The sequence below is a fragment of the Enterococcus mundtii genome (assembly GCF_013394305.1).
GTDB classification, from domain to species: Bacteria; Bacillota; Bacilli; order Lactobacillales; family Enterococcaceae; genus Enterococcus_B; species Enterococcus_B pernyi.
Window position 1 is genome coordinate 410,743 of sequence record NZ_AP019810.1, and the last position, 13,178, is coordinate 423,920.

The 13,178-nt window shown below is 35.3% G+C and carries 12 protein-coding genes and 1 tRNA gene; 9 read left to right on the top strand and 4 right to left on the bottom strand.

Annotated elements, in window-relative coordinates:
* Window positions 1-12 precede the first annotated feature (12 nt).
* Window positions 13-1,908, bottom strand: a complete 1,896-nt coding sequence (asnB, locus tag HZ311_RS01940; protein WP_010735126.1) for an asparagine synthase (glutamine-hydrolyzing) — start codon at window positions 1,906-1,908, stop codon at window positions 13-15.
* A gap of 651 nt (window positions 1,909-2,559) precedes the next feature.
* Here asnB and HZ311_RS01945 point away from each other — a divergent pair.
* Window positions 2,560-3,120, top strand: a complete 561-nt coding sequence (locus tag HZ311_RS01945; protein ID WP_023519892.1) for a hypothetical protein — start codon at window positions 2,560-2,562, stop codon at window positions 3,118-3,120.
* Between the two features lie 817 nt (window positions 3,121-3,937).
* Here the strand turns inward: HZ311_RS01945 and HZ311_RS01950 are convergent.
* Window positions 3,938-4,025, bottom strand: a tRNA-Ser gene (locus tag HZ311_RS01950).
* Between the two features lie 330 nt (window positions 4,026-4,355).
* On the bottom strand, window positions 4,356-4,922 hold the full coding sequence (locus HZ311_RS01955) for a TetR/AcrR family transcriptional regulator (protein WP_023519894.1): 567 nt from the start codon (window positions 4,920-4,922) through the stop codon (window positions 4,356-4,358).
* 254 nt (window positions 4,923-5,176) lie between these two features.
* On the opposite strand from HZ311_RS01955, the gene HZ311_RS01960 reads away from it, so the two are divergent.
* The 5 genes from HZ311_RS01960 to HZ311_RS01980 all read left to right on the top strand — a co-directional run bounded on the left by HZ311_RS01960 (window position 5,177) and on the right by HZ311_RS01980 (window position 10,265).
* Window positions 5,177-6,511 carry a DUF1576 domain-containing protein gene (locus tag HZ311_RS01960; RefSeq protein WP_178946447.1) on the top strand — a complete coding sequence of 445 codons (1,335 nt, stop codon included), beginning with the start codon at window positions 5,177-5,179 and terminating at the stop codon, window positions 6,509-6,511.
* Entirely contained in the window at window positions 6,480-6,815 is a 336-nt protein-coding gene (locus HZ311_RS01965; RefSeq protein WP_023519896.1) for a hypothetical protein, read from the top strand. The genes HZ311_RS01960 and HZ311_RS01965 overlap by 32 nt, the downstream gene beginning before the upstream one ends.
* A gap of 204 nt (window positions 6,816-7,019) precedes the next feature.
* A complete protein-coding gene (locus tag HZ311_RS01970; RefSeq protein WP_010735121.1) occupies window positions 7,020-7,616 on the top strand; it encodes a TVP38/TMEM64 family protein in 597 nt (198 codons plus the stop codon).
* 101 nt (window positions 7,617-7,717) lie between these two features.
* Window positions 7,718-9,517 (top strand): glycerophosphoryl diester phosphodiesterase membrane domain-containing protein, encoded by a 1,800-nt coding sequence (locus HZ311_RS01975; RefSeq protein ID WP_175401364.1) that lies wholly within the window; start codon window positions 7,718-7,720, stop codon window positions 9,515-9,517.
* 598 nt (window positions 9,518-10,115) lie between these two features.
* Window positions 10,116-10,265, top strand: a complete 150-nt coding sequence (locus tag HZ311_RS01980) for a hypothetical protein (protein ID WP_010735118.1) — start codon at window positions 10,116-10,118, stop codon at window positions 10,263-10,265.
* Between the two features lie 142 nt (window positions 10,266-10,407).
* On the opposite strand, the gene HZ311_RS01985 is transcribed toward HZ311_RS01980, so the two are convergent.
* The gene (locus HZ311_RS01985) at window positions 10,408-10,797 is read right to left on the bottom strand and encodes a phage holin family protein (RefSeq protein ID WP_023519900.1); all 390 of its coding nucleotides are present in this window, start codon (window positions 10,795-10,797) and stop codon (window positions 10,408-10,410) included.
* A 316-nt stretch (window positions 10,798-11,113) separates the two neighbouring features.
* On the opposite strand from HZ311_RS01985, the gene HZ311_RS01990 reads away from it, so the two are divergent.
* The 3 genes from HZ311_RS01990 (at window position 11,114) to HZ311_RS02000 (ending at window position 13,092) form a co-directional block, all read left to right on the top strand.
* The gene (locus HZ311_RS01990; protein ID WP_010735116.1) at window positions 11,114-11,476 is read left to right on the top strand and encodes a helix-turn-helix domain-containing protein; all 363 of its coding nucleotides are present in this window, start codon (window positions 11,114-11,116) and stop codon (window positions 11,474-11,476) included.
* 6 nt (window positions 11,477-11,482) lie between these two features.
* Window positions 11,483-11,911 (top strand): ImmA/IrrE family metallo-endopeptidase, encoded by a 429-nt coding sequence (locus HZ311_RS01995; RefSeq protein WP_019722947.1) that lies wholly within the window; start codon window positions 11,483-11,485, stop codon window positions 11,909-11,911.
* A 116-nt stretch (window positions 11,912-12,027) separates the two neighbouring features.
* A complete protein-coding gene (locus HZ311_RS02000) occupies window positions 12,028-13,092 on the top strand; it encodes a type I restriction endonuclease (RefSeq protein ID WP_010735114.1) in 1,065 nt (354 codons plus the stop codon).
* Window positions 13,093-13,178 lie beyond the last annotated feature (86 nt).

Consider the following 13,178-nt stretch of genomic DNA (forward strand, 5'->3'; position numbering starts at 1 on the left):
TAGTTGGATCGTCTAAACTGTTACATATTGGATCGGTTCAGCTTGAGGAATCGTTTCATCCACAAAATAAACTTTGTACCACGTCAAGAAACTGAAAATCGTCCAAATCTTACGCTGTTCTTCACTTCTACCTTCATGATGGTCATCAAGTAATTTGATGATCTTCGCTTGATCAAAGAACTCTTTCGCAAAATCAGCTTCAAATAATTCTTTTACTTGGTGATAGCCATGTTCTTCTTTCAGCCAAGCTTTGATCGGTACAGGGAAACCAAGTTTTACACGATTTGACCATTCTTCAGGCAGATGCTTGTTCGCAGCTTGTCTAAAGACATCTTTTGTATTGTTTTGATTCAATAAATACTTACTTGGGATTTGTTGCGCTAATTTCATTACTTCGATATCAAGAAGTGGTACCCGCACTTCCAGTGAACTTGCCATTGAAAGTTTATCGGCTTTTAACAAAATATCTTTTGGCATCCATTGGTGTAAATCAACATATTGCATCTTGTTGATCTCGTCTTGGATTCCTTCCGTTTTCGCATAATGTTCTGCCATGATTTCTTTGACTGTTGGGGCTTGTTGAAATTCTGGCGTCAACAAGTTGGCCGCTTCGTTTTCTTCAAAGATCCGTGCATGTCCGATAAAATATTCTTTGGCAGGCGCTAAAGATTCATATAGATGAATCCTACCATGGAAATTACGCATCTTACCGATTTTTCTACCTAAGTTATAGCGAGTGCCTTTCGGTAATTTTTTCAATCCTTGAGCAATCACTCGGATAAATTTTGAATTTGTGTGGAAGCCATATGATTGATAGCCAGCAAATAATTCATCTGCCCCTTCACCAGATTGGACCACTCGTACACTTTGTGCCGCAAGATTCGCTAAGAAATATAACGGTACACAAGATGGATTAGAATCTGGTTCATCTAAATGGTATTGGATCAAAGGGAAAGCCTTAAACGACATGTCTCCATCAATGACAGCTGCGGTGTTATCCAAGTCAAGCATTTCTGTTAATTTACGTGCCTCGATTGCTTCATTATAGGTTTTATCATCAAAGCCTATTGAGAATGAATGGTCTGGTTTCAAAACAGAAGTCACATAACTTGAATCGACCCCACTTGATAAGAACGAGCCAACTTCCACATCACTGATCGTGTGTGCTTCGATCGATGCTTTCACAGTTTCATCAATTTGATCGATCCATTCTTGACGGCTTTGTGTGCCTTTTTCTTCAAAGTTCGCATCCCAATACTGTTGGATATCCATGTGGCCATCTTTGTAAGTGAAATAATGACCTTCTGGTAAACGATAGACGCCTTTAAAGAATGTTTCCCCATTTAAAGGAGAATATTGGAACGTCATATATGGTTTCAATGCTTCCCGATTCAATTCTTTATTGAAGTCTGGATGTGGTAAAAAACTCTTGATTTCAGAACCAAACATCAAAGTTCCGTTCATTTCAGCATAGTAATACGGTTTGATCCCAAAATGATCTCTTGCACCGAATAATTCTTTTTTCTCATTATCCCAAATCGCAAAAGCAAACATCCCACGTACTTTTTGCAATAACTCAGTTCCCCATTCTTCATAGCCATGTAATAAAACTTCTGTATCAGCATGGGTTTTAAAAATATGACCTGCATCGATCAATTCTTTTCTAAGTGGTTGATAGTTGTAGATTTCTCCATTAAAAATAATGATTTTTGTTTGGTCTTCATTGTAAATGGGCTGTGTGCCCCCTTCTAAGTCAATAATACTTAGACGTCTAAAACCCAAAGCCACATCACGATCAATGTATTCACCTGAACTATTCGGTCCGCGGTGAATGATGCGATCCATCATGTCATTTATGATTGCTTTTTTATTATCTTTGTCATTAACAAATCCTACGATTCCGCACATTTATTTCACATCCTACTAAAATTACTATTCCATTATTATGTCCACATGAATCTTATCACAGGAAGGCATCCAGAATGAATGATTTTCACTCTTACAATTTCGTCACATGAAAACAAATAAAATGAAAAATCTCTATCTTTAAAAAAAGTAGACTCAACAATTAATTTAACATGTTTTATCCTAGGAAGCTACTGGATTCTCCTATAGTTTACAAATATTTCATGTTATTCATAAATAGGGAGATTTTTGTAGACGTATATCTTCAAAATAACAAGCGATTTCATTTTTTATTTCAATCTAAAATCTTCTTTACTTGCGCTTTGATAGGATACCTTTTATCCATCACTGTCTTTTACGTCGGCATGTAAGAAAATCATCATGCGAGAAAAAAAGTCAGTTATTCTGTTTGGTAGAAACGAGAACTACTCGGCACAATATTAAAAAAACTTTTTATTTGCCTCTTATTACATTTGAAAATAACTAAGTATCTCTTTGTACTACCTGCTTCACTATACAGAGTAGGTAAATTTCAATAAATAAAATTCAATATACAATAACTGTAACCTGCTATCAAATCACTTGACGAAAAAACGAATTTCGGAGATGCTCAATTTAAGAACATATTTTATTTTAAAGTTAGGAAGGATGAACATGAAAATCGGAAAAGTACTATTAGGGATATTGTTAGGGGTAACAACTATTATTGGGGCATTTATATTAGGTATCATGCTATTCCCGTTATTTGCACCAGAAATCCAAAACACGACAATTCAAGAAGCCACAAATACTTCACAGGCAAAAAGTACCGAACGGTCATTAACCACAACAGAAACAACAAGCCCAAATGATCAACAGCTGGTAAATCAAACACCTACACAAGGACAAACCCCAGATCCAATTTTGGAAAAGGCATTAAATACACCTGCTACACCATCGAGCGCCTTTAGCTCAGATCCTTATGATTGGGATTTAAATCAAGCGAATATCACGAACGGCACCGCTCAGTCTATCGGCTGGATTCAAGCAGAAGACGCAACTGGAAGAATAGAGGTAGAATACCACTGCTTCGCTTGCGACACGAATTGGAGCGGTAGAAATTACGCCTATGAATGGAATGGCCAAACGACGACAACTAAAATAACTCCTTTTACAATCGTTGGAACACCTTGCGAACATCAAAAATCCTTAAAAAATCATGGCTATATTAGTTGATTTCAGATAAATAGAAAATCTATCTAAAAAAGAGAACAGATTACTTGAATACAAGAAAACAAGCGCACAAACCAAAAAAGACTACACCGTCGTTTAGATTTTTGCGCTTATCTTCTTGTAAATAAAATTTTTTATTGCTCAGGATAGGAAGCTAATGATTGCCCCATTACGAGGAACAAAGAGCAAGAACTTGAGATTCAATCATAAAAAAATCAAAATTAGCAATCACTACTTTTATAAGAATTTTTTTTTACATCCTTTTTATTGCAAGAGTATTTTAAAACAACCTCTTCCATCATAGCGAAAAAATAATCCTCATGTTCACTCAACCTTCCCGTATAATTTAAGTATCAACGAGCAAGACGTTGAAATAAATCAGGATGGTAGATATAGATGGCAATTTATTATTTTAACAAAAAAACAGATGCGCGAGGAAATCACGAAGTCCACGTGATCTCATGTACGCATTGTCCAGAGGATGTACTTTTTATTGGCGTATTTTCTACATGTGAAGAAGCCCTACATAAAGCAAGCACAACCCACACATCCAAAAGTTTCGATGGATGTCGCTACTGTTGCAAAGACTGCCATAACGGTTGACTTTCAAGGGATAGCTAGGCTGTCCCTTGTTGTTTCTTTCTTTTTACAGAGATCTTTCTTTATACATAAAATAGACCGTGTTTGTAAATTTACAAATCACATGAGATGAGTATGTAAAATTATAAAAGGAGTACCAAAAGGGGAGTCAAAGAATAATTTAAGATAAAAATACAACAAAAAAGACACGACCTAAATCGTGTCTAACCGTTGGTATATAAGGAAGGTACGGGATTTGAACCCGTGCACCACATTTCTGCGGCTCGCCGGATTTCGAGTCCGGTGCATTACCACTCTGCCAACCTTCCATGCCTACTATTTTTAATCTTTTTTCTACAAATGTCAAGAGGTATTATGCACTCCAGTTCATCTTATTTGTTTTGTAAACTGGTCATTTAAATACCATAACTGTTATGTTTAAATCCGAAAACACTTTTCAAATTACAGGATTGGAATAAAATAGCTTACGGACATTCGTCTTCTCGCACCACCAAAAAACGAATAAACGGCGTTAACAGTAGAAGTAACCTCTTCGAAAAAATAAGGCGCCATCCACAAAAATTTGAAGAACATTTTTCGTAGATGGCGTCTTATTTCTAGAGGCTAAACACTTCTGTCTCGACCTCATGCTGTTGTAATTAGCGTATTTTTTCTGGATTTTCAATTGCAAGTACAGAATCGACCGTCGTTTTGATGATCGAAATGATTTGCTCTTCAGTCGGATGCATAATACTAGAAGACATCAATGAAGCAATACCAGTGATGGTTACCCAAGTACCAGTATGAAGCGCATCAATATACTCTTCCGATAAATCTTTATAGCGGGCGTCCTCTTTTAATAACTTGCGGAAATAATTATAAGAAAAATCATGCATCTTTTGACCATTTCCATGCTCATCGATATATAAAGCCATATAAAGGCTATGGTTTTTCTTAGCGAAATAAATATAATTCAATCCTAAATCAATGATTTTATCGCCTGTACGCTCTACAGGAAACACTTCTTCTTCTAACTGTTGGAAGATGACATCTAATAGCGTATTTTTTAAATCTTCCATATTTTTGAACTCTAAGTAAATCGGTTGGGTAGATATCCCCATCTTCTTCGCGATATTTCGTGCAGTGAAACCTTTAAATCCTTCTTTAGCAACAACTTCATATGCAGCTTTCAGAATTTGATCCTTCGTATAGACTTTTCTTCTCATAATAAACTCCCCCACTTTATGCTACAGTCTCTGTTCTTTTATTTTAACCGATATTGATCAATTTTTGCAAATAATATACCTAAATCGTTATATTTTAAAGCATATATGTGTTTTTTTATTGATTTTCTCAATTTTCTAAATATTTTTTTGTGTAATTTGTTTCCCCTTACAATTTTTGATTTTGTGTTGAATTTAAGTTGACCTAAAGTTTTCTTTCAAGTTATAGTTAAATAAAAAGGAAAAGAAGGTGTGTAATGAAGAATAAAAGTGACGTTATTTATATTCATCCTAAAAAAAGAATCATTTCTCAAAGGAAAAACTATTTTTACCTTATTTTTACAGGCGTGTTTTTTTTGATTATTGGATTGCTTAGCGATTCTTTATCAAATAACCTCGTGGGATTAATGGTCATCATGACCTCCCCCAGTAATCTTTTGACCGACTATATTGCTTTAGGTGGATTTGGAAGCGTATTTATGAATGTAGGCTTACTTACACTCTCTTCTGTGTTACTCGCCTATCGCCATAAAGTCACGTTGAATGGTGCAATGTTTGCTTCCATATTGACTGTCTCGGGTTTTTCATTCTTTGGGAAAAATCTATACAATTCCATCTCCATTATCCTCGGTGTTTATTTATATGCCTATTTTATGCACAAACCATTTTCTCAATATGTAATGATTGGCTTATTTGGTAGTGCACTCTCCCCTGTTGTCAGCTATATTACATTCGGGATGGGTTTACCAATCCTTCAAGGTGCTTTCCTGGGTAATTTAGCCGGTTTGATCGTTGGCTTTTTATTGCCGATCCTAGCTGTTCAGACTCTGACCTTTCATCGTGGTTTTACACTTTATAATATTGGTTTTACTTCAGGGTTGATTGCTATGTTGGTGACAGGTATCCTTCGACAATTTAGTTATTCGATCGAAGTACATTCGATTCTTTCGCCTGATTACCACCATGAATTGACTTGGATCATTTTTTTATTCTTTTTATCAACCGCTGTTTGTGGCTTCTTCTTTAATGCCTTCAAATTGAAAGGATTACGTGAAATCTTTGAGTCTTCTGGAAAACTTACAACAGATTTCATCGGCACATCAGGTATCGGCGCCACCTTGATCAATATGGGCTTTGTTGGCTTGTTATTGATGTCTTACGTCTTGCTGATCGGTGGTGTGCTAAATGGACCTGTGGTGGGAGGAATCATCTCAGTGGCTGGTTTCAGCTCATTTGGAAGTCATGTTAAAAATTGTTTTCCGATTTTGATTGGTATCTACATTGCCTCAATATTAGGGACGATGCATGATATGACCGAAACAACCATGCTCGTAGCTGCGATTTTCGGTACAGGGCTTGCCCCGATCAGTGGATTTTATGGCGGCGTTTATGGAGTGATTGCAGGCTTTTTACATATTACTCTTGTCCATAATCTCAGCACATTACACGGAGGATTGAATCTATATAATAGTGGGTTTTCAACGGGATTTATTGCTGGTATACTAGTGCCTATCCTAGAAAATTTTACGTTTACCGGGAAGGGAAAGAACGCACATGGAAATGGAAAAAGAACTATCAAAGAGGATCATTGATGAATTTCTCACGTATTTTTACGAACACGAGATCAATGAGATTCGTATTGGCTTAGAATATACAGATGAAGGACTGTATATCGAATTTCAAGGAACAACGAAAAATCCGCCAAAAGATTTGAATACATTGGCCTCACTGTTGAATACACCTAGAGATCCTAGTATGGAGATCTATTACCACGAGTTGCTAGGTACCCCTTCTCATGGCCAAGAATCCTATCGATTACTTGGGAATCTGATCGATGATGTGGAAATCATGTATGATTCGCCAATTTTGAACATCAAGATTTTTCGCCGGATTTAAATGTGAAATAGCCATGATCCTTTTATAGATCATAAAATTAAGTAAATAAGACTCTAGATGGATGTTTTATTTTGTTCCATCCTCTATACTTGGTTTGAACTTACAAAATTGTTTGTTGTTTCTCACTTGAAATAGTGGCGCGCAGTTGCGCTTTTCAGGTAAAATACAATTATCAGATGAAAACCTCGAAGGAGTTGACTAGGGATGAACGTTGCAGTATCACGTAAATTAATGAATATTATATCGATCATCGGTATTGGTTTTTCAATTGCACTCACGATTTATTTTATTAATCTAGGCGTCTTTAAAGATTTGAACGCATTAAGAGGTCTTGTAGGTGATTCAATTATTTTAGGACCGATAATCTTTATCTTGATCCAAATACTGCAAGTCGTTATACCGATCATTCCTGGAGGGATCAGCACCGCAGCAGGTGTCCTGATTTTTGGTCCTTACGCTGGCTTTATCTATAATTATGTTGGTATTTGTATCGGTTCGATCATTATTTTCCTATTAGGTAGAAAATATGGAAAACCATTTATCCTGTCGATGATTAGTGATAAAACATATGACAAATATATTGGTTGGTTAGAAAACCAAAGTCGTTTTGAAAAGCTTTTCGCGCTAGCGATCTTCTTACCAGTAGCACCAGACGATGCCTTGTGTTTAATGGCTGGCTTGACAAATATCTCAGTCAAAAAATACACGTTGATTATTTTGATTGCTAAACCCTTATCGATCTTTTTGTACAGCATGGCATTGATTTATGGTGGTAACTTCCTGACTGGCTTGTTAGGATGATTTCTTAATAGATACACTGTGAGTACTGCAATGAAAGATTCCTGCAGTACTCCTTTTTTATCTTTTTTGCGCTATAATGTTAGGAGTAGGTGATAATAATGATCGTTTATTTAAAACGAAGTTTAGGAAATGCTTGGGACTTCCTGAAAGGAACACAAGCTTATTTTCGTGATGTAGTTCTGATGCATGGGTTTATTTTGTTTATTTGTTTGCCTTTGCTTGGTAGTATGACACGCTTGATTTTACAACGTGGGTCGATCGATTATCTTTCAACGGATAATATCCCCACACTGATTTCGCAACATCCAGGAGTTTTCTTCTCCTTGATCGCTGTCTTATTGTTGATTTTGCTCTTAGTCTATTTTGAGTTTACTTTTTTGCTAATGAGTGTTTATTTCATCAAAAAACAAGAACCAATTTCATTAAAGCAATTATTGCAGTTGACCATCCGACAAATAAAAAAAGTTCGTCCGATGATTTTTTTATTTTTCTTAGCTTACTTTTTTTTGATTTTACCGATCAGTGGATTAAGTTTTAATTCGGACTTACTTTCTAAAATAAAAATTCCTGCATTTATTATGGATTTTATTTTCACTAACCGCTGGATCATCGTAAGTTCTTTTCTACTTGTCTATGTCTTCCTCGGTTATATCGGGATTCGTTTAATCTTTGCATTACCTGAAATGATTTTAAGAGATCGCCCTTTTCGTGAAGCGATCCGTGAGAGTTGGCGTTTAACCAAAGCACGTTTTTTTGCGATTTCAGGTCAATTTTTAGTGATCAGTGGTACGATTTTATTGATTTCAACAATCAGTTACTTGGCGATCTTGTCAGGTCAGATCTTTGTTGAGGAATATTTCTCCGATTACTCATTGATTAGTGCTGTTTTTGCCATGACACTCTTACAAGGCGTTCTTTTGTTCAATATTGTGATGTCTACCGTCGGAATTTTTTACGTCATTGTAGACTTTATGGATGATGAAGGTTTCTTACCAGATATTCCCAGCTGGTTCTCTTCACAAGAAGTGCCCAAAAAACACACAGCTTTAAAAAATACTGCGTTTACTTTGTTTGCTGTTTTCTTCGGTGTCGGTGTTTGTATTTACAATATGAATTACCTGACATCTGCTTCTGAAACAAAACCTCTAACGATTTCCCATCGTGGCGTTAGCTTAGGAAACAGCGCACAAAATACGATTGCTGCACTAGAAAAGACGAGCAAAGATTATCATCCAGATTATGTAGAAATGGACATCCAAGAAACCAAAGATGGTCAATTCGTGGTCATGCATGATTTCAATTTAAGAAATTTGACTGGGGTCAATAAAGCACCGCAAGACCTAACTTTAGCAGAACTGGAAAAATTGACTGTGACTGAAAATGGTGCCAAAGAGCCATTGGTTTCATTCGATACGTATTTAAACCGAGCAAATGAACTGAACCAAAAATTATTGATCGAAATCAAAACGACTCGAAAAGACTCGGATGATTTAGTTAAAAATTTTGTTAAAAAATACGAAGAAACTATTTTAACACATGGACATATTTTACAAAGTTTGACTTACCAAACAGTGTCAGATTTAAAAGCGGAAAACCCTAATTTTTACGTTGGCTACATTTTGCCTTTTAATCTAGTTGGCCCTCCAGTAACACCTGCCGACTTCTTGACCATGGAGTACAGTACGATCAATCGTAATTTCATTGATTCTGCTCATCAGGATGGCAAAAAAGTCTATGTATGGACACCCAATGAGTCAGACGATATGAGCCGGATGATGTTTTATGGTGTAGATGGTATCATCACAGATGATATGCAAGCGTTGAATGATACGATCAAAGATTCTGAAGGAGAAATTACTTACTCTGACAAGCTATTAAACTTTGTTCTTGGTGTTGGTTAATATAAAAACGTGTTGCTCACTATCCCACCGGATAAGTAAGCAACACGTTTTTTTTAGTTTATTTTTGCTTTGATTCCTTAATAGCTCGAACGACTGCTAAAACAGCAGGGATAGCAGATATAACTGCTAGAAAAATGCTTAGTTTACCAGAATTTTTTCTTTTTTGCATAGCGATTCGCCCCCTTTCTTTTATTATAATGAAGTTTGCGAAATATCTCAAAGCAAGTGTTTGCTCGACGCTTTCAACTTTCACTATTTTGATGCCTGTTTTGCTATTATTTCAGTCATTTCAACCCAAAATATGACAATTTTGTTTGAACATTATCCCCCACTGTTCGTGAGTCCAAACCAAAAAAGAGATACATTAATCTTAAAGAGGTGAATAAAGATGGTCTACATTCAAACTGGTATATTTATTTTATTAATGATTGGATTATTGATGGGAATCTCAGAGAATTAATTTCAAGTAAACTAGCAACAGCTATCTTATAGCACATTGATTGCCCAAATATTAGAATGGTGCTAAACTTAAGGTGTATTCGGAAGTTTTATGAAAAATTTCATGAATACACAAATACCGATGAAAGGAGAAATATCTATGACATTCACAAAAACAAGCATCAGCTATCGTGTAGCATTTGATAGCTCAACGAATCGCTTCATGGCAATCGATGCAATGAACGAACAACACATCGCTTATGGGATCACCATTGAGCAAGCAGTAAAAGCGCTACACGAATCTAACTAAGGAGTGTTCCCTTTTCATGTCAGCTGATAATTCTATAGAGAATTAAAAGACGTTTTTGGCTAAACGAGCCATAGAAACGTCTTTTTTGTTTGCTCCAAATAAGAAGAATATCCTAGCAGCACTTTTAAGAAAATCCTATCGATCATTTTTTGTACTTCCCCTGCTCCTCTGAGAAATCACGCCATTTTTTCAAACGTACTTTAACAAAATCAGGTACAGGTATTCCTAGTTTCCTTAGATTTTCAATAACGGACAAACCATAGATCGCACAATACGAAAAAACCAAAGCAATACCAATTGCTTCAAAACCTGTAATTTTGAGATAGGGATAAGCAATCAAAACAATAAGTAAAATCAACAAATATTTGATTACATCTTTTACCACAGAACGTTTGAATCGTTTCTTTTTTCCTGTTTGCAGACAGATACCACTAATAAAATCAAGACACAGAATCAATACAAAAATTTGAATGTACACATTACTTACAAGATTTCTAAACTCATTCAATACCACATCATTCTCTACAATCATTTTGCTCACCCTCCACTTTCTGGAATACCTAACCTTTGTTTGATCTTACCTATTCCGACAGACTACTTCAATTTGATTACAATTCAATGTTCATCATCTTTGACACAAAATAACTTTTAAGCTATTATAAAGTCAATAGAAATCATAAGAATACGCTTTATCTTAAGCATGCTCTATTGAAAGAACTTTTAAGTAACTGTATTCTTAACTTTTCGAACAATTGAATCAGTGTATAAGCAAACTATAATAGCTTAAAAGCTAATTGTCAACCTTAATGACTTTTATGCTATTTAAATATCAAGAAAGGTGGTTCCTTATGACACTAGTTGCGCGAATCAAACAATTAGCAGAAGAAAAAAAAGTAACCTTTGCTGAAGTCGAACGTGCCGTAGGAATCTCTAATGGCCAGATCCGAAGATGGGATCGTGTTTCACCCAAGTCGGAAAATTTAAAAAAAGTAGCGGATTATTTTGGGGTAACAACTGATTTCTTATTGGGCAGCAACCAAGCGCCAAAATGGGCAAATAAAGATGATTTATTTGAGTTAGACAAAATGCTCAATTCAAATGTCAATATGGCGTATGGTGGAGAAACATTGACAGAACAAGAAAAGCAACGTGTGAAAGATGTATTGACGGGGCTTTTCTGGGAATTTCGAAAACGTGGCAAAGAGAAGTGAGCATATATGGAGATGGATATTATCAAACTAGTAAGCGAACTGAAGCGTACCTATGATACCGCCAATCCTTTTGTGATTGCTGAAAAATTAGGAATAGAAATCAGATATGTCTCTTTTCTCGATAATCCAAAAGGACAGTTTCAAGAACTATTAGGCTCCCCTATTATTTTATTGAACAACTCACTGAAAGAATCAGAAGAACGTTTTTACATTTGTGCCCATGAACTTGGACACGCTTTGTTCCATCGAGAAATATCTAGTTACTATGTATCCTCTAGAAATTCAAGAAGCAAGTCTGAAAGCGAAGCTAACTGCTTTGCTTCGAACTTGATCGTTTCCTTGTACAAAGAAGATACGGAAACCTACCCAAGAGAAGTGGAAGAACTGACAAGACTTTATGGTCTTCCAGAGAGTTGTTATCGGTTTTTGATTTAATGAGTGTACTATTATGTTTATTTAGGACTTAGTGGGGTAAGTCCTCGATAATATAGATTTGGCGACTACTACTACCTGCCGTTAAATGGGAGTAAGAAACTATCAGGAGGGCTATTATGGAATTGGAAAAGTTTCAAGATAATTTAAAACAGTTAGGTAAAAGAGTTATTGAGCTAAAAGATAGTATTGGTACAGAGGAGGCAACCAAAACATCTTTGATCATGCCGTTCTTTGCAACTTTGGGCTATGACTTATTTAACCCCACAGAGTTTGTACCAGAATTTACAGCAGATGTTGGCATAAAAAAGGGAGAAAAAGTTGACTATGCTATTGTCTTAGATGGAAAACCCACTATATTAATCGAAGCAAAGTCAATCAATCAACAGCTAACGAAACATGATTCTCAATTGTTCAGATATTTTGGAACAACAACATCTAAGTTTGGAATATTAACAAATGGCGAAGAATATAAATTTTTTACTGATTTAGACGAGCCTAATAAGATGGATTTGACACCTTTTTTAACTATAAATATCACAAAAATTAAAGATAACCAGATTCCTGAATTAGCAAAATTTCATAAAGATAATTTTGACGTTGATAAAATCACAAGCTCTGCGGCAGAATTAAAGTATCTCAGTTCATTAAAATCTTATCTTACTTCTGAATTAAATGAGCCTTCCGATAACTTCGTTAAGTATCTATTAGGCGAAATTTATGAGGGGATGAAAACAAAACAGACAATAGAAAAATTTAAACCTATCATAAAAAAAGGAATGAATCAATTTATTGCTGAAAAAGTAAATGACAAATTAAGTGCAGCATTGAAAACATCAGTTATTACAGATGAAAATGAAGCTAAATCTCAATCAGACACAACAGATGAAAGTGACAGTGAAGTTATTACTACTCCAGAAGAGCTAGAAGCTTATACCATTTGCAAAGTTGTCTTAAAAGATACCATTCCATTAAACCGACTATTTTATAGAGATAATAGAAGCTATTTTAATATCCTATTAGACGACAATATTAGAAAATGGATTTTACGTGTTCGTTTTAATTCATCTGGTATGAAAATCGAATTGAACGATGATAATAAGACGATTTATGAGCTATCCGAACCAATGGATATCTATAACCTATCCAAAGAAATGATTAACGTGGTAAATAAATTTTTATAACCGCTAAAAAGAAAGCGCTATTATTTATAACACCTTCTCATTATGAGTTTGTTGTCTATTCAAATAAAAAAGAAAAAAGTTATCTG